The 24,587-nt window shown below is 62.5% G+C and carries 19 protein-coding genes; 10 read left to right on the top strand and 9 right to left on the bottom strand.

Translation table 11 applies throughout. From position 1 onward, the window contains the following. The first annotated feature begins 226 nt into the window (after window positions 1–226). From M4J40_RS11660 to M4J40_RS11630, 7 genes are all read left to right on the top strand, one after another. A complete protein-coding gene (locus tag M4J40_RS11660) occupies window positions 227–1,123 on the top strand; it encodes a S9 family peptidase (RefSeq protein WP_251754333.1) in 897 nt (298 codons plus the stop codon). Between the two features lie 262 nt (window positions 1,124–1,385). Beyond that, entirely contained in the window at window positions 1,386–2,330 is a 945-nt protein-coding gene (locus M4J40_RS11655) for a lysylphosphatidylglycerol synthase domain-containing protein (RefSeq protein WP_251754332.1), read from the top strand. Between the two features lie 116 nt (window positions 2,331–2,446). Next, window positions 2,447–2,689, top strand: coding sequence for a hypothetical protein (locus M4J40_RS11650; RefSeq protein WP_251725661.1), 243 nt, complete (start codon window positions 2,447–2,449; stop codon window positions 2,687–2,689). Window positions 2,690–2,829: 140 nt separating this feature from the next. Next, complete coding sequence (locus M4J40_RS11645) at window positions 2,830–3,417, top strand: acetate uptake transporter (protein WP_251754331.1); 588 nt, start codon at window positions 2,830–2,832, stop codon at window positions 3,415–3,417. Window positions 3,418–3,532: 115 nt separating this feature from the next. Next, on the top strand, window positions 3,533–4,483 hold the full coding sequence (locus M4J40_RS11640) for an AEC family transporter (protein WP_251754330.1): 951 nt from the start codon (window positions 3,533–3,535) through the stop codon (window positions 4,481–4,483). A 224-nt stretch (window positions 4,484–4,707) separates the two neighbouring features. Continuing rightward, window positions 4,708–7,206 carry an FAD-dependent oxidoreductase gene (locus tag M4J40_RS11635; protein WP_251754329.1) on the top strand — a complete coding sequence of 833 codons (2,499 nt, stop codon included), beginning with the start codon at window positions 4,708–4,710 and terminating at the stop codon, window positions 7,204–7,206. Window positions 7,207–7,383: 177 nt separating this feature from the next. Next, the gene (locus M4J40_RS11630; RefSeq protein WP_251754328.1) at window positions 7,384–8,688 is read left to right on the top strand and encodes an NAD(P)/FAD-dependent oxidoreductase; all 1,305 of its coding nucleotides are present in this window, start codon (window positions 7,384–7,386) and stop codon (window positions 8,686–8,688) included. Between the two features lie 73 nt (window positions 8,689–8,761). Here M4J40_RS11630 and M4J40_RS11625 read toward each other — a convergent pair whose 3' ends face one another. Continuing rightward, window positions 8,762–10,126, bottom strand: a complete 1,365-nt coding sequence (locus M4J40_RS11625; RefSeq protein ID WP_251754327.1) for an amino acid permease — start codon at window positions 10,124–10,126, stop codon at window positions 8,762–8,764. A 128-nt stretch (window positions 10,127–10,254) separates the two neighbouring features. After that, entirely contained in the window at window positions 10,255–11,691 is a 1,437-nt protein-coding gene (locus tag M4J40_RS11620; protein ID WP_251754326.1) for a tryptophanase, read from the bottom strand. Window positions 11,692–12,105: 414 nt separating this feature from the next. Between M4J40_RS11620 and M4J40_RS11615 the strand changes: the two genes are divergently transcribed. Next, complete coding sequence (locus M4J40_RS11615) at window positions 12,106–12,813, top strand: transcriptional regulator (RefSeq protein ID WP_251754325.1); 708 nt, start codon at window positions 12,106–12,108, stop codon at window positions 12,811–12,813. Between the two features lie 76 nt (window positions 12,814–12,889). On the opposite strand, the gene gtfA is transcribed toward M4J40_RS11615, so the two are convergent. The 6 genes from gtfA to M4J40_RS11585 all read right to left on the bottom strand — a co-directional run bounded on the left by gtfA (window position 12,890) and on the right by M4J40_RS11585 (window position 20,714). Next, window positions 12,890–14,353: a sucrose phosphorylase gene (gene gtfA / locus M4J40_RS11610; protein WP_251754324.1), complete on the bottom strand. Its 1,464-nt coding sequence runs from the start codon at window positions 14,351–14,353 to the stop codon at window positions 12,890–12,892. Window positions 14,354–14,530: 177 nt separating this feature from the next. Beyond that, window positions 14,531–15,628 (bottom strand): sn-glycerol-3-phosphate ABC transporter ATP-binding protein UgpC, encoded by a 1,098-nt coding sequence (locus M4J40_RS11605; protein WP_311134117.1) that lies wholly within the window; start codon window positions 15,626–15,628, stop codon window positions 14,531–14,533. A gap of 85 nt (window positions 15,629–15,713) precedes the next feature. Continuing rightward, window positions 15,714–16,805: a carbohydrate ABC transporter permease gene (locus tag M4J40_RS11600; RefSeq protein ID WP_251754323.1), complete on the bottom strand. Its 1,092-nt coding sequence runs from the start codon at window positions 16,803–16,805 to the stop codon at window positions 15,714–15,716. Next, window positions 16,805–17,923, bottom strand: a complete 1,119-nt coding sequence (locus M4J40_RS11595) for a carbohydrate ABC transporter permease (protein WP_251754322.1) — start codon at window positions 17,921–17,923, stop codon at window positions 16,805–16,807. Before M4J40_RS11595 ends, M4J40_RS11600 begins: the two co-directional genes overlap by 1 nt. Window positions 17,924–18,272: 349 nt before the next feature. Further along, a complete protein-coding gene (locus M4J40_RS11590) occupies window positions 18,273–19,598 on the bottom strand; it encodes an ABC transporter substrate-binding protein (RefSeq protein ID WP_251754321.1) in 1,326 nt (441 codons plus the stop codon). A 90-nt stretch (window positions 19,599–19,688) separates the two neighbouring features. Continuing rightward, entirely contained in the window at window positions 19,689–20,714 is a 1,026-nt protein-coding gene (locus M4J40_RS11585; RefSeq protein ID WP_251754320.1) for a LacI family DNA-binding transcriptional regulator, read from the bottom strand. A gap of 799 nt (window positions 20,715–21,513) precedes the next feature. Between M4J40_RS11585 and M4J40_RS11580 the strand changes: the two genes are divergently transcribed. Then, window positions 21,514–22,317, top strand: coding sequence for a hypothetical protein (locus M4J40_RS11580; RefSeq protein ID WP_251754319.1), 804 nt, complete (start codon window positions 21,514–21,516; stop codon window positions 22,315–22,317). A gap of 10 nt (window positions 22,318–22,327) precedes the next feature. Here M4J40_RS11580 and M4J40_RS11575 read toward each other — a convergent pair whose 3' ends face one another. Beyond that, window positions 22,328–23,527, bottom strand: a complete 1,200-nt coding sequence (locus tag M4J40_RS11575) for an MFS transporter (protein ID WP_405030759.1) — start codon at window positions 23,525–23,527, stop codon at window positions 22,328–22,330. A 110-nt stretch (window positions 23,528–23,637) separates the two neighbouring features. Between M4J40_RS11575 and M4J40_RS11570 the strand changes: the two genes are divergently transcribed. After that, window positions 23,638–24,546: a LysR family transcriptional regulator gene (locus M4J40_RS11570; RefSeq protein ID WP_251754318.1), complete on the top strand. Its 909-nt coding sequence runs from the start codon at window positions 23,638–23,640 to the stop codon at window positions 24,544–24,546. Window positions 24,547–24,587 lie beyond the last annotated feature (41 nt).

Below are 24,587 nucleotides of genomic sequence, written 5' to 3'. Positions count from 1 at the left end.
CCTCTGGCACTTGGGCGTGCCAGGCTCCAAGTCTTTGCCCATAGGGGAGGCTAGCCGAAATAAGGGGATCGCCAACGGAAATCGTCTGAGCTAGGCTTGGTGGAAATGACAAGCATATCCGCTGCAATGCGCTGATTTCGTTGAATTTCTGTTCTTTCCAAAATTCTTGCCGCGTGCCGTCGTAGTCAGTGAACCCACCCGGCAATGGCATTATGAGGAGCTGCTCATGCGTAAGAACGTGATTGCAACTTTTACCGCCCTGGCTTTGGCTTGCATCGCCTCGATCCCGAGCGCGCTCGCCGCTGAGCAGAACGTTACGTTTCAGGTCGATGGCAAGAAGGTCGTCGGGACATTGAACATCCCCGACAATGTCAAGACGCCGCCCGTGGCTCTCTTGCTGCATGGATTTACCGGCAGCCGCGACGAGCTCGCCATTCCTTCAGCGGACAACGAGGGCATCTTCCGGCGCACCGCCCGCATGTTTGCCGACAAGGGGATCGCGAGCCTGCGAATTGACTTCTTCGGAAGCGGTGACAGCGAGGGCAGCTACGCCGATACGACGCTGCAGGGGCAGGTCGCCGACGCCATGGCCGCCCTGGACTTCCTTGCGGCTCGCACCGACATCGACGCGAAGAAGATATCGCTCGTCGGATGGAGCTTGGGTGGCACCGTCAGCGCTGTCGTCGCCGGCCGCAGCAAAACTCCAATCGCCTCCGTTTCGCTTTGGCAGCCTGCCAACAATCCGGCGAACGCCATGGCGTTCCTTATGGGCACCGATGCCGTGAGCAAGGGATTGGCGACAGGGGACGTTCCGCTGGACGTCAAGCTGCCTTGGGGTTCCACCGTCAGCCTCAAGGGGCCGTTCTTCAGAAGCCTGACCGAGATTGATCCGGTTGCCGAAAGCGTTGCCTATCATGGCCCGTTGCTTGTGACCGCAGGGACCAACGATGTCATCGTGTTTCCTCAGCCGGAGTCCGCTCAAGTCTTCCTCGACTATCATCAAGGACCTGGGGAGCTCTGGACGCGCCCGATGGACCACTCCTTCAACTCGTTCCAAGACCATGTGACCGTTGATGAGCTGATCGACAAGACGGCCGACTTTATCGAGAAGGCGTCGAAGTAAGCGGTCGCTGCGGAGTACGATCGTCCATCCCGGATATTGGGCTCATTATACCGGCGTAGCAGCGAGGGATGGGCGAAACCCGACTGGCAGGAACTTGTTTGTGTCTTCGGGGCTCGCCCGTCGTGTGGAGCGAGACCGCACTTTTTGCCGGGGAACAAAGTTGAGGATTGATCCGCTCCTGCCCCGCCTCGTAAGGTGAGGCCCTCGCCGAGGTCTTTGAGGCCTCTCATCGGTAAGAGGTGCCTCTAGGCGGCCGGAGCGAATGAAGCTGAAGCGTTATTTCTGGCCGACGGTGGCGACGGCGACGATCGTGCTGTCCGTCTGGCTTCTTCTGCGGGAACTTCGCGGGCTTTCTCTGGCAAAGGTCAACGACAGCCTTGCGGCAATCCCCGCGTTCCATTGGGTTCTGGCCGCCCTGTGCACCCTGGTCGCCTACGCGGCGCTCGCCGGCTACGACCGCGTGGCGCTTCTCCAGCTCGGCAAGCGAATCAACTGGCTGTTCATCACGGTCTGCTCCTTCACCACCTATGCGCTGTCCCACAACATCGGCGCCTCGGTGGTCTCGGGGGGCGTGGTCCGCTATCGCGCCTATACCACCAAGGGATTGTCGCCGGCCGAGATTGGCCTGCTTGTCGCCTTTTGCTCGTTCACCTTCATCCTCGGCATGGTGGCGCTGATCGGCTTGGTGCTGGTGCTCGATCCAGATATCACGCTGCGATTTGGCGATCTCCTCCCTGTGACGGCGTCGAGGGCGACCGGCGCCTTCCTGCTTCTGCTGGTGGCTCTCTACGTGCTCGGCAGCGTGATGCGGTTCAAGTCGCTGAACGTCGGCCCGCTGGCAATCGTCTATCCGTCGCTGCACGTGACCCTGTCGCAACTTGCCGTCGGGGTCTGCGAACTCTTGGGAGCGGCGGGCATCATCTACTTCGCGCTGCCGGAAGCCGGAAACCCCGGCTATTTCATTGTGCTCGGCATCTTTCTCATGTCCTTCTCGGCAGCGTTGATCTCGCATGTTCCGGGCGGCCTTGGCGTACTCGAACTGGTTTTCCTCATGGGGTTGCCGGACATGGCCGATGCCGACGTGATCGCCGCGTTGCTGGTATTCCGCCTGTTCTATCTCATCATTCCGTTCATCATGGCGTTGGTGGTGGTGCTGCTGTTCGAGCGGTCGCGCTTTCGTTCGGAAGCGGCGTCCGAGGAGGCCTGACCCCAGTTCGTCGGAACATGATGATCGTTTTCAGGTTTCTCGTCTTTTGGCTGGAAATGCGCTATTGTCGGCTTCTCCGATGAACCGCCGTGGCGCCGAACGAAGGACGCGAGACGATGACCATCTCCAGCCTGCCGCTTCTGGTCCGCTTCCTGATCCGCCATGCCGCGATCGGTTTCGGCGTGGCCATACTGTTTGTCGGGTTGCTGCTGGCCTTCGACATCGGCGGCATCGCCAAGCTGATTTTCGCCTCCTCTTCGGCGGGATTGGCGTTGGCTATCCTCACCTTTTCGGTGGGGCTTACCTTTTCCAGCGTGCAGATGGGCTTCGCGGTGATGTTTCTCCGCGATGACGACTGACCGCCTCGGCCGATATGCGTCTTTCCCAACTCGTTTTTCCAGGCATCTCCTCTAGGGATGGCGCCGCCGGAGTTCTCCGCGGGCGTCGAGATACGCCGGTGGGCTCCGGTTGTTTGCCTCTCCTGCCTGGATTGATCCCGATGAGTTCCGCCCACTCGACCGACGCCACCGCCAACCCCGCTCCGCTGGGGCTGATGGGCTTCGGCATGACCACCGTGCTTCTCAACTTCCATAATGCCGGCTTCTATCCGATGGATACGATGATCCTGGCCATGGGCATCTTCTACGGCGGTCTCGCGCAGATGATCGCCGGCATCATGGAGTGGAAGAAGGGCAACACCTTTGCCGCCACGGCCTTCACCAGCTACGGCATGTTCTGGCTGGCTCTGGTTGGCCTCATCGTCCTGCAGAAGACCTCGCTCGGCATCGCCGGCCCGTCGCCGGATGCCGCCATGCCGGCCTTCCTCGGCATGTGGGGCGTGTTTACCGCCATCCTGTTCATCGGAACGCTGCGTCTCAACCGTGCCCTGCAGGTGGTGTTCGGCTCGCTGACCGTGCTGTTCGCACTGCTCGCCATCGGCGACGCGACCGGCAATGAGGCCATCACCCACCTTGCCGGCTGGGAAGGGCTGTTCTGCGGCGCTTCGGCCATCTACGCCGGCCTGGCGCAGGTTCTGAACGAGGTCTATGGCCGCACCATCTGGCCGATCGGCTCGGTGAGTTCCTGACCCACCGGCAAAGCGAATGCGGAAGCAACCGCTTCGCCGCATAGACATTCATACGACTATTCAGAGTGCTGGCCGCTCGGGCGATACTGGCTTTTCCAGACTCATGGGGACTGCCATGTCGCTCGTCGGCCAGATTCTTCCGATCTTCCTGCTGATCGCCCTTGGTGTTGTCAGCCGCCGCTTCGGTTGGCTGTCCGATGAGGGCGTCGATGGCCTTCGTCAGATCGTGGTGCGCATGGTGCTGCCGTCGGTGCTGTTCCTGTCGTTCGTCGACATGAACCTGTCGGTTGGCCACTTGTCCCTGATCGCGGTTGTGTTCCTGACTTGCTGTCTCGGCCTGGCGCTTGCCTGGGTGCTGGTCAGACGGCTCTACCCAGTCGATCGTTTCACACCCTTCCTGGCCGGCGGCTATGAATTCGGCATGCTTGGCGTCAGCCTGTTCGTCGGCGCCTATGGTGCGAGCGCGCTACCGTCGATCGCCGTGGTGGCGCTGGGCCATGAACTGTTCATCTGGTTCGTGTTCTTCGCCTTGCTGATCGCCGCCCGCGACGGTTCGGCCCGTCCGGGCGACCTGCTTCTCGGCTTCGTCCGCAATCCGGTGACGGTCGCGATCCTGGCCGGCCTCCTGCTCAATGGTCTCGGCCTTCGGACAGCGACGCTCGAAACCATCCCCGGGCTCGACGCCGTCATCCACAGCCTGCGCTTCCTGGCGCCCATGGTGGTTCCGGCGGTTCTGATCGTCGTTGGCTACGGCCTCCGCTTCGAGGCCGTCGATGGTCGCAAGATCGTCCGGGTCATGGGCGCCCGGGCGCTGGTGCAGTTGCCGCTGGCCTGTATCGCCGCTTTTCTGGTGCTCGGTCACCTGCTTGGCTTCGAGCTGCGTTACCAGGTGGCGCTGTTCACGCTGATGATCCTTCCGCCGCCATTCATCGTGCCGCTGTTCATGCCAGACGATGCGAGCGCCGCGGCCGAAAGACCCCTGATCATGCAGGTGCTGACGGTCCACACGTTGGTGTCGCTTGCGGTTTTCGCCGGCATCATCGCCGTCTTTCCATCCTTTGGCTGAGACGGGGCAGGGCGCGACACAGCGTCTCCGGGAGGCCTCCGAGAGGCCGGCTTTGGCAGTGGGGCTCAAGGACGATCCCCCGCATGCCACGACTTTTCCTCCAGACGTACGCGACAGGCCTTGCAGGTACTTTCCCAACATGTATGACGGACATCATCCGTCTTCCTACGACTTTCGTAGATTAGTACGTTCGTATATAACAACTTCAAGAAATGGAGTTGAGCATGAAGATCATCATCATCGGCGGTGTTGCTGGCGGCGCCACGGCGGCGGCTCGCCTGCGTCGTCTCGACGAACGGGCGGAAATCGTTCTCGTCGAGCGTGGCCCCTACATCAGCTTTGCCAACTGCGGTCTGCCCTATCACATCTCCGGGGCCATCGCCGAGCGAGACAAGCTGCTGGTCACCTCCGAGACGATGTTCGAGGCGCGCTATCATGTCGATGTCCGCTCTCACACCGAGGCCCTCTCCATCGATCGAGCCGCCAAGACGGTAATCCTGCGCAACCTCGACAGTGGCGAGGAAACGGCCGAGAGCTATGACCGTCTGCTACTGTCGCCCGGCGCCGAAGTGCTGAAGCCGCCGATCCCCGGCATCACGTCGCCGCGCATCTTCACGCTGCGCAACATCCCCGATCTTGACCGCATCATGTCCTCGCTGGCCGAGAACCAGCCGCGTCGGGCCGTGGTGATCGGCGGCGGCTACATCGGCCTGGAAGTCGCCGAGAACTTCCACGAGCGTGGTCTGTTCACTACCGTAGTCGAAGGCGCGCCGCATGTGCTCGCCCCCTTCGACGACGAGATGGCGGCCATCGTCCATGCCCATATGCGCGACAAGGAGATTGAGCTCCATCTCGACGACAAGGTCGAGCATTTCGAGGACCGCCCCGATCATACCATCGTCTTCCTGGCGTCCGGCAAGCGCATCCAGGCCGATATCGTCGTGCTGGCGATTGGCGTCCGGCCAGAGGTGAAACTTGCCCGCGAGGCAGGTCTCGAACTCGGCGCGGTTGGTGGCATCAAGGTCGACGAACACCTAGCCACTTCTGACCCCGATATCTTCGCGGTTGGCGATGCGATCGAGGTGATGAACAAGGTATCCGGCCGCATGGCGTTGATCCCGCTGGCGGGGCCGGCCAACCGGCAGGCGAGAATCGTCGCCGACAACATGCTCTCGGCCGATTCCGCGAGCTATCGCAGCTATGGCGGCACGCTCGGCACCGCCATTCTCAAGGTGTTCGATCTCGCGGCCGCTTGTACTGGCCTTAACGAAACGGCTGTCAGGGCGCTCGGCATTCCCTATCGTGCCAGCATCACGCACTCGGGCTCGCACGCATCCTATTATCCCGGCAGCCAGCAGATCAGCCTGAAGCTGGTCTACGGTCTCGACGGCACCATCCTGGGTGCCCAGGCTGTCGGCGTCGACGGCGCCGACAAGCGCATCGACGTCATTGCCACCGCCATCCGCTCCGGCCTCAAGGTGACCGAGCTCACCGAACTGGAACTGGCCTATGCGCCGCCCTTCGGCTCGGCCAAGGATCCGGTCAACGTTGCCGGCTATGTCGCCGAGAACGTGCTGAACGGCAGCCACGAGATCATCGGTTGGCGCGAGCTGAGCGACCTCCTTCGGGACGATCCCGCCTCCGTCCAGCTGGTCGACGTGCGGACGCCGGAAGAGTTCTCGATCCGGACACTGCCGGGCGCCCGCAACATCGAGCTCGACCATCTGCGCGAGCGGCTCGGCGAAATCGGTCGGGAGAAGCCGCTGATCGTCTTCTGCCAGGTTGGCCTGCGCGGCTATCTCGCCTATCGCGTCTTGAAGCAGGAAGGCTTCAAGAACGTGCGCAACCTGACCGGCGGCTTCAAGACCTATGCCTGGGCCACCGAGAAGCAGGCGAGTCCGGACCTGTTCGACTATGAGGACATCCGCCGCCGCGATCCCTCGGAGATGGAGGCGCAGAAGGGCGTTTGCCGGGTGGAGGTCGCGGGCAACGTTCAGATGCTCGATGCCACCGGCTTGCAGTGTCCCGGCCCCATTCTGAAGACCTTCCGCGCCATCGAAGCGATGGAGACGGGCGAGCTTCTGGAAGTAAAGGCCTCCGATCCCGCCTTCGGCCGCGACATTCGCGCCTGGGCCGACAAGACCGGCAACCAGTTGCTCGGCGTGGGAACCGAAAAGGGCATCATCACCGCCAGGATCCGCAAGGTGGCGGTGGCGCCGGCGCCGACGGAGGGGGCAGTGGCGGCGCCTCGCGACGGCACGACTCTCGTGGTCTTCTCTGGTGACCTTGACAAGGTGATGGCCTCGCTGATCATCGCCAATGGCGCGCTTGCCATGGGCTCGAAGGTGACGCTGTTCTTCACCTTCTGGGGGCTCAATGTCCTCAGGGAGCCTGACGCCCCGAGCCCGCGCAAGCCGATGATCGACGCAGCGTTCGGCTTCATGTTGCCCAAGGGCGCGCGCCGGCTCAATCGCCTCTCCAACATGAACTTCGGTGGCTTCGGTGGGCGGCTGATGCGCAAGGTGATGGGAGACAAGAACGTCGACACGCCGGCGAGCCTGCTCGCTTCGCTTGTCGAGGGGGGCGCCACCCTGGTGGCCTGCCAGATGTCGATGGATGTCATGGGCATCCGCCGCGAGGAGCTGATCGACGGCGTCGAGATCGGCGGCGTTGCCACTTTCCTCGGAGAGGCGCAGCAGTCGGCAGCCACACTCTTCATCTGAGCGGGCAAGACTTCAATCGAGTTCGGAATGGGGCCGTCACCTGCGTGGCGGCCCTTTTGTCATGGCGTCGACCCTCAAAAGTTCTGACCAAAGTCGCATCGGCGTTTATCGTTGAACGCGGTATATAATGAAATACTAAATTAAAGAGAGGCCCGTTGGGCCGTGAGGAGAGCGATCATGTCGCATGTGGTGGTGCTGGGGGCAGGACTGGGCGGAACGATCATGGCCTACGAGCTTCGCAAGGTCCTCGGCCGTGAGCATCAGATAACCGTCGTCAATCGGGGCGCAACCTACTCGTTCGTACCGTCGAACCCTTGGGTTGCGGTCGGCTGGCGAGATACGGCCTCGGTGGAGGTCGACCTGGTGCCTGTCTTTTCGAAAGCCGGCATTGCTCTTCGTCCGGAGGGGGCGGAGCGATTGGTCCCGGAAGAGAACCGTATCGAGCTCACCAACGGAGACAGCGTCTCCTACGACTATCTTGTCGTCGCAACCGGTCCGGAGCTCGCCTTCGACGAAGTGCCGGGTCTGGGCCCCGAGGGGCACACGCAGTCGATTTGTCAGGTCAGCCACGCCGTTGAGGCCAAGACCGCCGTTGACAGGTTGATCGCCAACCCGGGGCCGGTGATCATCGGCGCGGCGCCGGGGGCGTCGTGCTTCGGCCCGGCCTACGAGTTCGCCTTCGTGTTGGACAAGGCCCTGCGCGATGCCAAGGTCCGGGACCGGGTGCCGATGGTTTTCGTGACGCCGGAGCCCTATATCGGCCATCTTGGCCTGGACGGCGTCGGTGACACCAAGGGTTTGCTCGAGAGTCAGTTGCGAAGCCACCACATCAAGTGGATCACCAATGCGCGCATCGAGACGGTCGACGACGGCGTGATGCATGTCGAGGAGCTGACCGAGGACGGGGCATCGAAAGCCAAGCATGACCTGCCTTTCGCCTTCTCCATGATCCTGCCCGCTTTCCGAGGTGTCGACGCGCTGCGATCCGCCGCCGGTTTGGTCAATCCACGCGGCTTCGTCACCATCGACCGGCATCAGCAGAATCAGACCTTCCCGAACGTGTTCGCCATTGGTGTTTGCGTCGCCATCCCGCCAATGGGGAAGACAGCTGTACCGGTTGGCGTCCCCAAGACCGGATTCATGATCGAATCCATGGTGACGGCCACCGCTCACAACATCGAGCGCATGATCGAGGGTAAGGCACCCAATGCCGAGGCGTCGTGGAATGCCATCTGCCTGGCCGATTTCGGCGACAACGGCGTCGCCTTCGTCGCCCAACCGCAGATTCCGCCGCGCAACGTCAACTGGTCGTCGTCCGGCTACTGGGTGCACGTCGCAAAGGTCGGTTTCGAGAAATACTTCCTGAGAAAGATCCGGACCGGCCAGTCCGAGCCCTTCTATGAGAAGCTCGCCTTGCAGGTGATGGGCGTCGACAAGTTGCGTTCGATCAAGTTCGACGACAACGACAACGCCGTCGCCTGATCCCATCGACCGCAAATGAAAAGCGGCGCGATCCCAGGAGGATCGCGCCGTTTCGTCTTTCAGGTGACTGGGGTCACTCGGCCACGGCCGTCCGGGTGTTTCCGCGGAACAGGAAGCCGATGTAGAGGACGATCAGCCACACCGGCAGCACGATGACCGCCGCCCGCATCGACTCCATCTGCGTCATCATGACGATGATCAGGGCCATGAAGCCAACGCAGAAGTAGTTGGCGATCGGATAGAAGGGCGCCGGGAAGGTCAGCTTGCCGGCTTCGGTGGCGTGCGCCTTGCGGAACCTCATGTGAACCAGCACGATCATCACCCAGGTGATGGTGGCGGCGGTGGTGGCAACGGCCATCACCTGCATGAAAGCGCCTTCCGGGATCAGGTAGTTGATGGCGACGACGACCAGGGTGCAGGCCGACGAGAACAGGATCGCCACATAGGGGACCTTGTTGGCGCCGAGCTTGGTGAACACCTTTGGGGCGTTGCCCTGTTCGGCAAGGCTGTAGAGCATGCGGCCGTTGGAATAGATGCCGGAGTTGTAGACCGAGATCGCCGCCGTCAGCACCACGAAGTTCAGAATGTGCGCGGCCGAGCCGATGCCGAGCTTGCTGAAGATCGTGACGAACGGGCTGCCTTCCATGCCGACCTGGTTCCACGGGAAGATGATCATCATTACCGTGAGGGCGCCGATGTAGAAGATCAGGATACGCCACATCACCTGGCGGATGGCCTGCGGGATCGACTTTTTGGGATCGTCGGCTTCGCCGGCGGTGATGCCGATCAGCTCGGTCCCACCGAAGGAGAACATGACGACCACGAGCGACAGGAGAAGGCCCCATATGCCGTTGGGGAAGAAGCCGCCGTGGACCCACAGGTTGGAAAGGCCGGTCGCTTCGCCGCCAAGCCCGAAGACGATCAGCACCAGGCCGAGCACGATCATGCCGATCACGGCCAGCACCTTGATGATGGCGAACCAGAACTCGGCTTCGCCATAGAGGCGCACGTTGATCAGGTTGACCGCGGTGATCGTCACCAGAACGATCAATGATGTCAGCCACGCTGGAAAGTCCGGGAACCAATAGGCGACATAGATGCCGACCACCGTCAGCTCGGCCATGGAAACCAGAATATAGAGGAACCAGTAGTTCCAGCCGGCAAGAAAGCCGGCGAACTCGCCCCAATACTTGTAGGCGAAGTGGCTGAAGGCGCCGGCCACCGGCTCTTCTGTCGACATCTCACCAAGCATGCGCATGATGAGATACATCACGAAGCCGCCGATGATGTAGGAAACGATGATGCCCGGTCCCACAAGCTGGATCGAGGCGGCCGATCCGTAGAACAGGCCCGTTCCGATCGCTCCGCCGAGAGCGATCATCTGGATATGGCGGTTTTTGAGGCCGCGCGCGAGATGCGATTGCGTGTCTGACGACATGATGTCCTCCCGTTGAGCCGAATAGCACGAGCCAAAGGTGGCCGAATATCCGGTTGTCCCCCGTCGGGGCGGGCGCCATTCCCTCCTCAGATCGTGGCGCCCGCCTGATTGGTCCGGTCAGTCCGCCATTACTGGGCGGCGACCGTGTATTCCTCTTTCTTGGTCCGCTCGACCTCGTTGGCGATCGGCTCGAGATGGGCCTGGAAGTGCCTGAGGATCGGCGGCTCCCAGGTGATGCGGTAACCGCGCTTGATGGTGTGGGCGCGTTTCTTGATCTCGATCAGGGCCTCGGCCATGATGTCGATGTGAGCCTGCGTGTAGACCCGGCGCGGAATGGCGAGACGGGTGAACTCGAAATCGGCCTTGAGCTGCTCGCCCGTGTCCGGGTTATTGCCCAGCATGTAGGAACCGATGTCGCAGGTCCGGATGCCCGCTTCCTTGTAGAGCTCGATGGCCAGGACCTGGCCCGGGTACTCGTTGTAAGGAATGTGCGGGAACATCGCGCGAGCGTCGACGAAGACGCCGTGGCCGCCGGCCGGAGACTGATAGCCGATGCCGGCATCGTCGAGACGGGAGGCGAGATACTCGATCTGACCGATACGGTAACGCAGGTAGTCGTTGTCGATACCTTCGTAGAGACCGATGGCCAGCGCCTCGAGGTCACGTCCGGCGAGACCGCCATAGGTGAAGAAGCCCTCGAAGGAGATGCAGTTCGCCTTGATCTTCAGGATCAGCGGCGAGTTGGCATCCTTGACGCCGAGCATGCCGCCGATGTTGACGATGGCATCCTTCTTGGCCGACATGGTGAACAGGTCGCCGTAGGAGAACATCTCGCGGATGATGTCCTTGATCGACTTGTTCTGATAGCCGGGCTCGTCACGCTGAACGAAGAAGGCGTTCTCGGCGTAGCGGGCTGCGTCGATGTCGAGCAGGATGCCGTTGGCCTTGGCAACCTCGGCCACCTCGCGCATGTTCTGCATCGACACCGGCTGACCGCCGGCCGAGTTGTTGGTGATCGTCATGACGATCAGGCCGATGTTCTCGGCGCCCAGCTCGGCGATGGTCTTCTTCAGCTTCTCGACGTCCATGTTGCCCTTGAAGGGCGCGCGATGCGACGGATCCTTGGCGGCCGCGACGACGCAGTCGATGCAACGAGCGCCGGTCAGCTCGACGTGGGCGCGCGTCGTGTCGAAGAACATGTTGGAGATGGCGAACTTGCCCTTGCCGAGCAGCAGCGGGAAAAGCACCTTCTCGGCGGCGCGGCCCTGGTGCACGGGCTGGATGTAGCCGAAGTTGAAGATGTCCTTGCCCGCTTCGAGCAGCTTGTAATAGCTCGACGCGCCGGCATAAGCCTCGTCGCCGCGCATAACGCCGGCCCACTGCTCCTGGCTCATGGCGTTGGTGCCGCTGTCAGTGAGCAGATCGATGTAGCAATCCTCACCGGCCAGATTGAAGAGGTTGTACTTCGCCGCCGCGATCTTCGCTGCGCGCTCCTCCGCCGTCAGCATCCGAAGCGGCTCCACCACCTTGATCCGGAATGGTTCGGGGAAATACTTGATAGCCATTTGTCCGTTACCTCCTACAGACCATTGGGCACCCCGGTCGTCGCGAGCGACTGGCGGACAGCGTCTCTAGGAATCTGCAAACATTTTTCCACATGAGCGGGATTCCAGTGCTCATGTGTTCATATTTGTGGCATTGCCCGGCAAAAGTGTCAATTAATTTACACTACGGTAGGGTTTTCTCTGATTTTTCGGAGCAGATGTGTGGATATTTTTGCAATTAGCGCGAGTGATGGAAATTGTGTTGCGTTTCGTTGGCCCAAACATGCCAACAATTGCGTCGTGAGCGGAGACTTACAGGAAATGTACGAGGAATCGGCGCGCCCTATCCGGCCGCGAACCCGGATTGACAAAACCGATGCGACCACCGCAAGTCAGGCGAGAAAGTCGCAAGGAGTCCGGAAGGGAGGCGTGCCGATGCCGGGTGGTTGGATCTTGCGCTACATGAAGCTGACGGAGTTTCTGGGGGCTGTCCTCGGGCCGGACTATGAAGTGGTGCTGCATGATCTCGGCGACGCCGACAAGTCCATCATCGCCATCGCAAACGGTCACGTCAGCGGACGCACGATCGGGGCGCCGCTGACCTCGGTGGCCTTGCAGTCGATCATCAATCACTCTTACGAGACGCAGGACTATCGCCTCAACTATGTCGGCGTCGCCGGTACCAAGCTGCTGAGATCGTCGACGTTTTTCGTCAAGGACGAGGAGGGGCGCCTTGTCGGCATGCTCTGCATCAACTTCGACGACAGCCGTTACCGAGAGCTGTCCGATCGTATCCTGAAGTTGCGCCACCCCGACATCTTCGTCGAGACGAACTTCGCCTACAATGAGGAAGCGGCGGCCGTACAGGCAACGCCGCCGCCGACCGAGAACAGCGAGAGCTTCCCCAACTCATTGACCGAGCTCACCGACCACCTGCTCGACGAGGAACTGCGCTCCCGTGAAGCCAATGGTGATCGACTGAGCCACCGCGACAAGCTGGCCCTGGTCGAGATTCTCAACGCCAAGGGCATCTTCATGATGAAGGGTGCGGTCAAGTACGTCGCCGACAAGCTCGGCTGTTCGCAGACGACGATTTACCGCTATCTCAACCGGATGAACGGCGCGAGCGAGAGTGAGGCCTGAACGAAAACGCAGCGGATGGCCCGCTTGATGGGCCGCCCGCTGCGCGGAACTTCGAGCTTCGCTGCCCGACGTGGTTTTACCCGACCGCGAACTGGCCGTTGCCGGCAGCGCCCTTGTGGGTGACAGTGGCGGTCATCGCTTTGAAGTCGACGTCGAGCGTCGCCTGCTCGTTCCCCTTGGTCCAGCTCAGCACCAGGCGGTTGGCTGACGGCAGCTCGACTGTGAACTCACCATCGAAGGACGGGTGGCTGTTGCGGAAGCGGGCGAGATCGCAGAGCTTGCGCACCATGGGGCTTTCGAGCGAGGCGGTGACTTCCTCCGGCGTGTAGTAGTGGCGGTTGATGTCCCGGCCGACCTTGGTGCGGTGGAGAAGCTCCATGTCGTTCACGCCGCCGAGCAGGCCGACGTAGTAGACCTGCGGGATGCCCGGCGCGAAGAACTGAAGGGCGCGGGCGATCAGATACTCGCCGTCGCGCTTGCCGAGTGCGTCATAGTAGGTGCAGTTGACCTGATAGAGATCGAGGTTGGACGCCGCGGCGCCGGTGGCCTGCCGGCTCTCTCCGCCGGAGCGCTCGTGCATGGTCTCGACCAGCGCGTCCAGGTCGGCCGGCGCCAGCAGACCGGGGCGACCATCGGTGGCAGCGCCGACGTCGATGACGCCGATGCCGTCATGGGTGTCGAGCACGGTGATGGCGTTGCGCGGGGAGATCTTCAGCCACTCGCCGAGCGGCCCGGCCTCGCCGGTGAACAGGGCGTGCAGCACCAGCGGCGGCAGCGCAAAGTCATAGACGCGATCGACCTTTTTGGCGATCTCGATCTGGTCGCGATAGTAGCTGTGGATCTCGACCAGCACCTCCATGTCGAGCGCTCTGGCCTTGTCGGCCAGCTCGCCGAGGAAGGCGTAGGTCTCCGGAATCATGAACGAGCTGGTCCCCGGCTTCTTGACGGCATAGCCGGCGGCGTCGAGGCGAATGGCCGTGACGCCGCCTTCCTTGAAGCGCGCGAGGATGGCATCGAGATAGGCGGCGCCGTGCCTGGAGAAGACATCGATGTCAATCTGCTTCGGCGTGAAGGTGGTCCAGATGAGGCGCTTCGAGCCGTCGCCGAAGGTCATCTTGTTGAAGGGGAAGCCGGGGCGCGGCCGGTAGATGGCGATGAGGTCGTCCTCGGTGGCGCCGTTGGGGAACACCTTGCCGAAGGTAAGAAACATGTCGGCGAACTCGGACGCTTCGCCCTTGGCCAGAAAGTCCTTGAAGGCTGGCGCGTCGGCCGAGACGTGATTGACGATCATGTCGGCCATGATGTCGACGGAAGCGGACAGCGCCTTGACGTCGTTCCAGTCTCCGAGGCGCGGATCGACGAGGGTATGGTCGATCGGGTCGAAGCCGGCGTCGGCGCCGTCGATCGGGTCGAAGAAGGGCAGGGGATGGACGCCGCCGATGACGCCCTTGAGGGGCCCGTCGACCAGCGCCTTGAGGTCGGAAAAGCCACCGGCGGTCAGCCGGTCGACATAGGTGATGAGCTGGACTTGGTTCTTCACGGTCATGTCTCCCAGGGAGCCGTCCGGCGTTGTTTTGGATTGCCGGGGCTTCGGCGCGCGATACGGACCGGATCGGTCGATGGCGAGATCCCCGGAGGAGAAACGAAAATCACTTCCGGGACGTCCCGGAAGTGATCTGTTTGGCATGGCCGCCGCCGTTGGCGACGGTCCGCGAGGTCATTCGGGCACGAAGCCGCGCGGGTAGGCGTTGCCCTGTGCGTTGAACAAGTGGCAGTCGGTCCCGGAGAAGAGGAACTGGCGCTGCTCGCCGGCCTTGACCGGAACGTCTCCGTCGAGCACGGCGATCAGCGAGGTCTCGTCGTCGCCGCGATGGGCCTGGACGATGGTCTGGTGGCCAAGGCGTTCGACGAAGGTCACCGTGACTGGCAGGCCGCCTTCTGTGCCGAGCTTGATGTGCTCGGGGCGAATGCCGAGAGTGAGGTCCTCGCCGACGGTGGCGCCGGTGGAAGTCACCGCCACCTTGAGCGTCGGAACGCCGTCACCAGCCACCGTGATGCCGTCGGCATCGACCGCACTGGCCTTCACCTTCAAGAAGTTCATCTTGGGCGAGCCGATGAAGCCGGCGACGAACAGGTTCTGCGGCCGATGGTAGAGTTCGAGCGGCGCGCCGACCTGGCGGACGTTGCCGGCCTCCAGCACGACGATCTTGTCGGCCAGCGTCATGGCCTCGACCTGATCGTGGGTCACGTAGACCATGGTCGAGCCGAGGTCCTCGTGCAGCTTGGCGATCTCGGCGCGGGTCGAGACGCGCAGTGCGGCGTCAAGGTTGGAGAGCGGCTCATCGAACAGGAAGATCTTCGGTTCGCGAACGATGGCGCGGCCGATGGCGACGCGCTGGCGCTGACCGCCGGAGAGCTGGCCGGGCTTGCGGTCCAGAAGATGCTCGATGTGGAGGATCTTGGCGGCCTTGTCGACCTTCTCGGCGATCTCGGTCTTGGAGAAACCGGCGATCTCCAGGGCGAAAGCCATGTTGGCGTAGACCGACTTGTGCGGATAGAGCGCGTAGGACTGGAACACCATGGCGATGCCGCGGTCCTTGGGGGCGATATCGTTGCACAGCTTGTCGTCGATCAAGATCTCGCCGGAGGTGATCTCCTCGAGACCGGCGACCATGCGCAGCAATGTCGACTTGCCGCAGCCGGACGGACCGACGAAGACGACGAACTCGCCGTCACCGATGTCCATGTCGACGCCCTTGATGATCTCGACCCGCCCAAAGCTCTTGCGCACATTGCGCATCGTGAGGCTCGCCATAACCTACTCCCTTGTTTCCTGAGGCCCGGCGGGTTCCGCTTTCCCGGAACCGCACGCACGGGGTTGGTGTCCTTTGTTCAGTCGCTCACTTCACCGAGCCGGCCGTAAGGCCGCGGACGAAGTAGCGCTGGAGCGAGAAGAAGACGATCAGCGGCAAGAGCATCGATATGAAGCCGCCGGCGGTGAGCAGATGCCAGTCGGAACCGCGCGAGCCCACCATGTCGGCAAGCCGCATGGTCAGAACCTGCACGCCCGGCACGTTGCCGATGAAGATCAACGCGACCAGATAGTCGTTCCAGACCCAGAGGAACTGGAAGATGGCGAAGGAGGCGAGGGCTGGCGTTGACAGAGGCAGGACCAGCCGCCAGAAGATCTTGAAGTGCGACGCGCCATCGACGATGGCCGCCTCCATGATCTCGCGCGGTAACGTCGATATGTAGTTGTAGAGCAGGAACACCGCGAGCGGCAGGCCAAAGCCGGTATGGGCCAGCCAGACCGACATGTAGGTGCCGTTGAGCTTCAGGTGAACGTAGTCGCTGAGCACCGGAACCAGCGCGATCTGCAAGGGTACCACGAGAAGCGCCACCATCAGCGCGAACACCAGCTTGCGGCCGGGGAAGCGCATCCACGCGAAGCCATAGGCGGCGAAGGCGGCCATCAGGATGGGGATGACCACGGCGGGGAACGTGACGGCCATCGAGTTGATGAAGGCGTCGGACATGTCCTCGCCCTTTCGGGCGGCCTCCTCGGCGTTGCCAGAGATGGTCACGTCCTTGCCGGCCAGCACGTCATGATAGTTCTGCAACGTGGTGGCGGGCAGGCCGCTCCACTTCTGCTCCTGAACCTGAATGGTGCCGGCGCGCTTGTTGCCTATCCAGATGACACGCTTGCCGTCGGAGGACTCCACGCCCTGGCGCAACTCCTCGAAGGTGCCGGTGGCGCCCTCGAAGGTCATGACGCCATTGCGATCGATGGAGGGGTCGGGCTTGAACTGCTCGGTGGTCACCCACACGCGGTGCGGCAGGACCGTCCACCAGCCCGACGACATGATGTCGTCGCGCGGGCGGAAGGACGAAACGAACAGGCCGAGCGTCGGGATCAGCCACAGAAGGCAGATGATCACCAGCGTGGTGTTGACGAAGACGCGGGGGAAGGGGTTGCCCTTTGACTTGGCCATCACAGGGTCTCCCTCTTGTTGAACTGGCGCAGGTTGTAGACCATCACCGGAATGACGGTCAGAAGCAGAACGATGGCGATGGCCGAGCCCAGACCGGCGTTCCGGTTGACGAAATACTGGTTGTAGAACTGGGTGGCGATGACGTCGGTGCCGAACTGGCCGCCGGTCATCACGAGAACCACGTCGAAGATCTTCAGCGTGAAGATGATGACCGTGGCCGACACCGTGACGACGGTGCCCATGATCGACGGAATGATGATCGAGAAGAAGATCTTGAACTCGCCGGCGCCGTCGACGCGGGCCGCTTCGATGATGTCGGTCGGCACCGACTTGATGGCGGCCGAGAACAGCACCATGGCGTAACCGGTCTGCATCCAGACGACGATGACGATCAGGAACAGGTTGTTCCAGGGCTGCAGCATGGCGACCCAGGCTTGCGGTTCGCCGCCAAGGGCGACGACGATGGCATTGAGCAGGCCGATCTGAACGTCGCTGGGATCGCGAACGGCGTAGATGAATTTCCAGATGACGCCGGCGCCGACGAGCGAAATGGCCATCGGCATGAAGATGATGGCCTTGGCAAGGTTCTCGAACTTGCTGCGGTCGGCGAGCGCTGCGACGAGCAGGCCGAAGATGATGGTGAAGCTGGCTCCGAACACGATCCACAATACGTTGTTGCGGAAGGTGACCAGCATGAACGGTTCGGTGAATACCGTTATGTAGTTGGCGAGGCCAACGAAGCTGGAACCGTCACGATCGAACAGGCTGGCGATGAAGGTTCGGATGGCCGGCAGAGCCAGGAAATAGACCACGAAGGCAATCGCCGGCAGAACGAACAGGAACGGGGTGAGGCGCTTCTGCCACTTCGACGAGGTGAACTCGATCAACTGGTTGACGATCAGATAGAGGATCGCCGTGCCGCCTCCGCCCCAGACCATGGCGAACAGGGCGGTGACCAGCTTCGGTGCCTGGCTGTCGCGCAGGATGAAGAAGCCCTCGAACAGCACGAGCGCTGCGACAATGCCGCTCAGAAGGGTGAGGATCGCGCGATTTCGCCGTCGACGGGCGCGCGCAAGTTCGGCGGAGTGGTCATCCGCGTCGGGATTGAGAAGCGTCATGTCTGTCCCCCGGAGCGCGACCCCGTGACGGCCGGCTCTTTCATATGCACAGCGGCGTTTGAAAAAACCGGGTGCTTCGACCGAGCCTTCCCGACCCGGCGTCGACCCGATTGGCGGATCCTCATCAAGCATCCGGCTTCGAGCCAGTGCCGTTCGGGCGGGAAGCGGTGCTTCGTCCCGTTGGATCCGCGTGAAAGGTCGGTCTGGAGGAAGACGCTTTCTACAAGCATCGACATGTTCCGGCCCGCCTTTTCAGTTCGCGGCCCCCACTCTTCTGAAGCGGGGGCTCGCTTGTCGTAAGTCTTAACCGAAAGTCAACCACGTTGACCAGTCGGATTAAGTCGAGGACTTACTTCTTCGGCCAGGAAGCGTCGATGTCCTTGAGGGCGGTGTCGAGGTCGGTGGTCCCGGACACCCAGGCGGTCATCTGCTTCCAGAACGAACCGGCGCCGACTTCACCCGGCATCAGGTCCGAACCGTCGAAGCGGACAGCGGTGGCTCCGGCCAGGATGGCGGCGACGCCCTTGTCGACTTCGTTTTCGTACCAGGCCAGATCGGCGTCCTTCTGCGGGGCGATGGCGCCGCCGACGGCGAGCCAGGCCTTCAGATGCTCGGCCTTGGCGAAGTACTGCATGACGGCCTTGACTTCCGGACGGTCGTTGAAGGCGCCCCAGATGTCGCCACCGACGAGGACCGGCTTGCCATAGGCTTCATCGATACCCGGCAGGTAGAAGAACGAGTAGTCCACACCGGCCTTGGCCTTCTCCGGGAAGAAGGCGGTGATGAAGTTGCCCTGCTTGTGCAGCCAGCACTTCGGCGGGTCGGTGAACATGTTCACCGGCGAGTCACCGAAGCTGGTCGACACGATGCCCTTGCGGCCACCGTAGACGTACTTCTCGTCGAGCCAGATCTTGCCGAGGGTCTCGGCGGCATGCTTCACCTCGGGCGAGGCGAAGGGCAGCTTGCCTTCGGTCCACTTGTCGTAATTCTCGAGCGAGGTCGTGCGGAGCATGAACTCCTCGAGCCAGTCGGTCGCCGGCCAGCCCGTGGCGGCGCCGGACTCGATGCCCACGCACCAAGGCGTATCGCCATCGGCGACGATCTGGTCCTGAAGGGCCTCGAGCTCCGCCCACGTCGTCGGCACCTTGTAGCCGGCGTCGTCGAAGGCCTTCTTCGGATACCAAACCAGGCTCTTGACGTTCACGCGCTCCCACACGCCGTAAATGCCGGGCTTGCCGTCCTTGCCTTCCTTGGTCGCCATGTCCACCCAGCTCGGGATGTACTGCTGCAGGAAGTAGTCCTTGTTGCCGGAAAGGTCGACCAGCTTGCCGGCCTTGGCGAAGTTGGCGAGCAGGCCGGGCTGCGGGAAGTCGGCGATGTCGGGCGGGTTGCCGGCGTCGGACCGCGTGGCGATCGTCGCTTCGAACTGCTTCGAACCTTCGTACTGAATGTCGATGCCGGTGGCTTCCTCGAACGCCTTGATGGTGTCGTTGAAGCGCACTTCGTCACCGGCCGTGAAGGGGCCGAAAGCGGTGACCTTGGCGCCCTTGAACTTGCCGGCGAAGGCGTCGGCCAGCTCGGGCGGGACATTGTCGGCAGCCGCGGCGGCCGTGACAGCGGCGAAAGCGGCGAAAGCCGACGCCATCAGGCAGGCATTAAGCGATTTCAGTTTCATACAAACCTCCCAAATCGGGTCTTCCTAAAGTACAATCGCGCAACCTGCGCGACCTTGACGCCTCCCCCTCGACGGAAAGCGGCGGCGTCATCAGCGTGGCGGAGCAGTCGTCCGACGCACGATGAGCTCGACGGGCAGTGTGTCGCATGACGGCCCCTTCTCCGGCTCCTCAATTCGCCTGAGAAGGGCTTCGACGCTGCGACGCCCGGATTCGAAGAGAAGCTGGCGAACGGTCGTCAGCCCCAGATAGTCGGCCATTTCAATGTCGTCATAGCCGATCACCGACAGATCGCCGGGGACATCGAGCCCCAGGTCGCGTGCCGCCTCCAGCACGCCCAGGGCCTGGGTGTCGTTCGAGGCGAAGATCGCCGTCGGCGGCTCGCTGAGGCCAAGCAGCCGAGTGGCGAGGTCCCTCGCCACCTCACGACCGAAACGGCCATCGAGATGATATTCGGGCCGGACTTCGATGGTCGCCTCGATCAATGCGCGCCGGTAGCCTTCGAAGCGGTCCTCGCCTGCGGTGAAGTTGAAGCCGGCTTGAGGGATGTCACCAATATAGCCGATCCGGCGATGTCCGAGATCGATAAGGTGGCGGGTAGCCTTCCGTCCGCCGGCAACGTCGTTGATAACGATACGATCGAACGGCTCGCAAATCGGATTGCCGACATCGACGAACACAACCGGAACGGTCGATCGCTGAAAGCGCGCAACATCCGGCGGCGTTGGCGGCAAAGAGATGACGATCACTCCATCAACGCGGCGCGGATCCGGGACGGTCCGGAAATAGCGATCCCGCTTCTCGACTGCGTCGACATTGTAGATCACGACGTCATAACCGTTTGCCGAAGTCGTTTCCTCAATGCCGTGGAGACGTTCGACGAACACCGAACGCGTAAAGAAAGGAGCGATGACGGCGATGCTTTGCGTCTTGCCCATCGAAAGGCCACGCGCCGCCAGATTAGGGACATAGTTAAGGTCGCGAACCGCGCCCATGACTTTGGCGCGCGTCGTTTCGGAAACGCGCGGATGGTCATTCAGCACCCGTGAGACGGTGCCGAGGCCAACCCCAGCTCTCTCTGCTATGTCCTTGATCGTCGGGCGCATGTGAGCAAACATGTGGTGGAAGCGTTTCCATGGGGTAGCACAGGAGCGTGCGTTGAGCAATAGACGCAACGTCGACTTATGTCCAAGGGGTCGTTTCGGAAGGTCGGCGGTCTCCTGTCATGGCTTCGTTGAAAACGCGGCATTCTTTGGCGATGCCAACGAAAACGATACGACTAAAGGTCTAGGCCTATTTCTGGGTCAGATGCAAGCTCACCTTGGGTTTGTACTTAGGGAAAGTGGATTTTTCCGGCAGGGTTGCCCCGATTTAAAGCGCTTTCAGGCAGATAGGGACGGTCGCTTGGCCCCGCTTTCGCGAGCGCGATGAGCCCGGTTTGCTCTCCGGCTGATTTTTGTGGATTTGAAACGTTGGCAGAGATAGCAATCGGGAACCGCGACCCAGACGGAGCGGGGAGGGCGAAAGTGTCGCTTCAAAACCGAGGGAGCGTGGTGGTAGGCTTCTTCGAGCCTGACAATCGGAAGTCGAAGGCGGCGATCATCGACCCAAGGCGATCCTGAAACGGATCCGGGCCGTACGTGTCCCGCGCTCGATCATCGGGGAGCGTTCGTCGACCGAGTCCAGGCTGCGGGTCGATTGGCCCTGAGGTATCGCCGCCTCTGATGACCACGACGGGAGGTTGGCGTCGTATCAATGGCTGCATGCGAGCAGCAAGGGGGAGCAAGGGTGTTCGGACTTTTTAGAGGACGTTCGCCGCAGCGCCCGGCCTGGAGCCGGGTTGGCGCCGATGCCGAGGACCTTCGGGAGTACGACGCCTTCGGTCCCTGGCTCTTGCGGGTCGGATCGGAGGCCGAAATGCCTCCTCGATTTCGATCGGCCTACGAGGGGCTGAAGCACGCCAATTACTTGATCAAGATCCCACGCTCGATCGATCGGCGCGACGCGTTTCCCGGCGCTGATCTTTACGGGGCCGTCTTTGCGATGGATGACGACGGTTTCACGTCGTTGACGGCCACCGACGGAGCCGAAGGCTTTACCCAGCGATATCTGGGGTGGGACGAGGTGGCCGCCGTGCGGACGGTGAGCAATCTTCTGCGTTCCGAGTTCGTGCTGTTGCTCAAGGAGGGCGATGCACTGACGGTGAGCTACAACTCCGTCTCCGCCGATCTGATGAGCCGCGTTGTCGGCTTCATTCGTCAGCAGCTCATGGTGCCGGATGACTTTGGTCCGGTTTTGGCCAACGAGGCCGAGGAGTTCGAGGATTTCTTCTTCAACGCCATGCTGGCCGAGGAGCGCCAGGGCGGCCAGTTCATGCTTCCGATCCACTTCGAACCGCCCGGCAGGTCCTGTCGCAACGCCCAGAACCGTCGACGCGTCACCACCGGTCTGCTGATCCTTCTGTCGGGAAGCGAGCTGGTCATCGTCGATCGTGACGCGCCGATGCGACGGCGGTTCTTCGCGCACTACGCCTATCGCAAGACTTATGTCGGTCTGGCGTCGGTCCGTGGGTTCCGTGTCCAGCCACCGCCGGACAACGCACCTGGCCGCTTCATGATGCTGGAGCTGATCATGGAGCAGCAGCGCCTTGGCATCGCATGCTTCAAGACGCCGCAACGTGTCATCGATCTCCTGCGTCGGCGCGGCGTGGCCCGACTTTGAAGCCTTCGCCTCATCTGGCGCTTCGCTGGATGAGGCTTCCGATCTGCAGCACGGTGGCGATGAGCCCGAACGCCGCCCCAAGCGCTGCCACCGCCGGCCAACCGCCGTGCGGCCAGGCTGCTCCGGCGAGAGCAGAACCGATCGCGCCCCCAATGAACATGAGCCCCATGAACAGCGTGTTGATGCGGGCTCGTGCCTCCGGGCGGAGCGCGTAGATGATGTGTTGGTTGGAGATCAGGGCGCTCTGGACCGCGAAGTCGAGCACCACGACACCGACGACAAGGCCGACGATCGACGACCAGAGGCCGAAGACGGCCCAGGCCAGGAGCGTCAGGGCCGCGCCGAGCGCAATGACCCCGTGCGGACCGCGTCGGTCGGCGATCCGCCCCGCCAAGGGTGCCGCGAGAATGCCGACGAGCCCGACGACGCCGAAGAGACCGGCCACATCGGCGCCGAGGCCGAAGCGTGGGTCTTCGAGGCGAAGCGCGAGAACCGTCCAGAAGGCGGAGAAGGCTGCGAACAGCAGCGCCTGCGTGATCGCAGCCAGACGCAGCTCGCTGAACTCGCGGAAAAGGTGGATGAGCGAGGCCATCAGGCGACCGTATCCTAGTCCGCTGCCGGGATGACTTCTCGGCAGACGGAGCCCCATCCAGAGCGCGGCGCCCAAGGCAACTGGAACGCCAAGCCAGAACATGGTTCTCCAGCCGGTGTGCTCGCCGACGAAGCCGGCGACCGTCCGGCTCAGCAGGATGCCGGCGAACAGGCCGGCCATCACCGTTCCGACCGTGGCTCCTCGGCGCTCCGGTGGCGCCAGGTGGGCGGCGAGGGGCACCACTTGCTGAGCGACCGTGGCGGCAAGGCCGACGGCGAAGGAGGCGGCCAGCATTGTCGCAGCTCCCGGAGCCAACGCCGTGGCTGCAAGCGATACCGCCAGCATGAGGAACTGCGCGACGATCAGCGCTCGACGCTCCATGATGTCGCCGAGCGGCACCATCAGGAACAGACCGGCTGCGTAACCGAGTTGGGTGGCAGTCGGGATGTAGGCGGTGAGCGGACTGCCGAGGTCACTCTGCATCACGCCGAGAAGCGGTTGATTATAGTAGATATTGGCGACGGCAAGGCCGGCGGCGGCGGCCATCGCCAGTGTGAGGCCGCGGGATAGGGCGGGGGGTGTGCCTTCGGCGGCTTGCGTGGTCACGTTGGGCTCCATGCCGCGCGGCGGCTCTTTGCGACGGTCGATCATGGACACATAGTACAGACCATAACGAGTTGGCGTATAGTGCGGTCGCAAGTTAGGCCCGCATAACGGATGTCGTTATAATGAATATTGATTGCGTTGCCGTTTTCGTCGAGGCCACGCGAACCGGAAGTCTGGCCGCGGCCGCGCGCGAGCTCGGTGTGGTCCCCATGGCCGCCTCTCGTCGTCTCGCTGCCCTGGAGGCCGAACTGGGCGTTCGATTGGTTCACCGAACGACGCGGGCGCTGGCTCTCACCGTCGAGGGGGAAGCCTTCCTGCCGTACGCGGAGGCGATGGTCGAGGATGCCGCCAGTGCGCGCGCCGCGCTGCGGCCGTCGGCTTCGGGCATTGCCGGCCTGTTGCGCCTCACGGCATCCGAACCCTTCGGTCGAAAGGTGATCGGTGCGATGATGCCGGCGTTTCTCATCGCCAATCCGGATCTGCGCGTCGACTTGTTGCTCACCGACGATCTGGTCGACATCGTGGCCGCCGGCATGGACGTTGCCATCCGCATCGCGCCCTTGCGCGACAGCTCGCTGATTGCGCGCCGCCTCGCCGACAGCCCGCGCCGCCTATACGCCTCGCCCGGCTACCTGGCGTCGGCCGGAACGCCGCGTCGGCTTGCCGATCTCGAAGGGCACCAATGTCTGGTCCTTTCCGGCGCAACTCATTGGGCATTCGCCGTCGGCGACAAAATGCGACGGTTGCGCGTTTCGGGGCGCTATTCGAGCAACTCCATCGAAGCCCTTCACGAGGCTTGTCTGCGAGGAGTGGGGGTTACGCTTCTTGCCGAATGGAACGCCGCCTCCGATGTCGCCGCCGGTCGTCTGGTTCCCTTGCCGCTCGACGACGGCGAGCCGGAAGGACTCGGTATCTGGGCTGTTTATCCGACGGCGCGATTGGTGCCGCCGAAAGCGCGATTGTTCGTCGAGGCGCTAAAATCACACCTTGAGCAGGAGACGGAGACTGCGACCTTGGTTGACGAAAGGTAAAAAGATGCGGATTTTCCTTGGCCACACTCTTGCCTGCCAAG

The sequence above is a fragment of the Pleomorphomonas sp. JP5 genome (assembly GCF_023721815.1).
Taxonomy (GTDB): domain Bacteria; phylum Pseudomonadota; class Alphaproteobacteria; order Rhizobiales; family Pleomorphomonadaceae; genus Pleomorphomonas.
The sequence above is the reverse complement of the archived record's forward strand: the minus strand, read 5'-3'. Positions and strand labels throughout refer to the sequence as shown.

Bases quoted from the DNA above. Each gene is read 5' to 3' on its own strand.
- M4J40_RS11660 (WP_251754333.1), top strand. From the start codon at position 227: ATGCGTAAGAACGTGATTGCAACTTTTACCGCCCTGGCTTTGGCTTGC.
- M4J40_RS11655 (WP_251754332.1), top strand. From the start codon at position 1,386: ATGAAGCTGAAGCGTTATTTCTGGCCGACGGTGGCGACGGCGACGATC.
- M4J40_RS11650 (WP_251725661.1), top strand. From the start codon at position 2,447: ATGACCATCTCCAGCCTGCCGCTTCTGGTCCGCTTCCTGATCCGCCAT.
- M4J40_RS11645 (WP_251754331.1), top strand. From the start codon at position 2,830: ATGAGTTCCGCCCACTCGACCGACGCCACCGCCAACCCCGCTCCGCTG.
- M4J40_RS11640 (WP_251754330.1), top strand. From the start codon at position 3,533: ATGTCGCTCGTCGGCCAGATTCTTCCGATCTTCCTGCTGATCGCCCTT.
- M4J40_RS11635 (WP_251754329.1), top strand. From the start codon at position 4,708: ATGAAGATCATCATCATCGGCGGTGTTGCTGGCGGCGCCACGGCGGCG.
- M4J40_RS11630 (WP_251754328.1), top strand. From the start codon at position 7,384: ATGTCGCATGTGGTGGTGCTGGGGGCAGGACTGGGCGGAACGATCATG.
- M4J40_RS11625 (WP_251754327.1), bottom strand. From the start codon at position 10,126: ATGTCGTCAGACACGCAATCGCATCTCGCGCGCGGCCTCAAAAACCGC.
- M4J40_RS11620 (WP_251754326.1), bottom strand. From the start codon at position 11,691: ATGGCTATCAAGTATTTCCCCGAACCATTCCGGATCAAGGTGGTGGAG.
- M4J40_RS11615 (WP_251754325.1), top strand. From the start codon at position 12,106: ATGCCGGGTGGTTGGATCTTGCGCTACATGAAGCTGACGGAGTTTCTG.
- M4J40_RS11605 (WP_311134117.1), bottom strand. From the start codon at position 15,628: ATGGCGAGCCTCACGATGCGCAATGTGCGCAAGAGCTTTGGGCGGGTC.
- M4J40_RS11600 (WP_251754323.1), bottom strand. From the start codon at position 16,805: ATGGCCAAGTCAAAGGGCAACCCCTTCCCCCGCGTCTTCGTCAACACC.
- M4J40_RS11595 (WP_251754322.1), bottom strand. From the start codon at position 17,923: ATGACGCTTCTCAATCCCGACGCGGATGACCACTCCGCCGAACTTGCG.
- M4J40_RS11590 (WP_251754321.1), bottom strand. From the start codon at position 19,598: ATGAAACTGAAATCGCTTAATGCCTGCCTGATGGCGTCGGCTTTCGCC.
- M4J40_RS11585 (WP_251754320.1), bottom strand. From the start codon at position 20,714: ATGTTTGCTCACATGCGCCCGACGATCAAGGACATAGCAGAGAGAGCT.
- M4J40_RS11580 (WP_251754319.1), top strand. From the start codon at position 21,514: ATGCCTCCTCGATTTCGATCGGCCTACGAGGGGCTGAAGCACGCCAAT.
- M4J40_RS11575 (WP_405030759.1), bottom strand. From the start codon at position 23,527: ATGGAGCCCAACGTGACCACGCAAGCCGCCGAAGGCACACCCCCCGCC.
- M4J40_RS11570 (WP_251754318.1), top strand. From the start codon at position 23,638: ATGAATATTGATTGCGTTGCCGTTTTCGTCGAGGCCACGCGAACCGGA.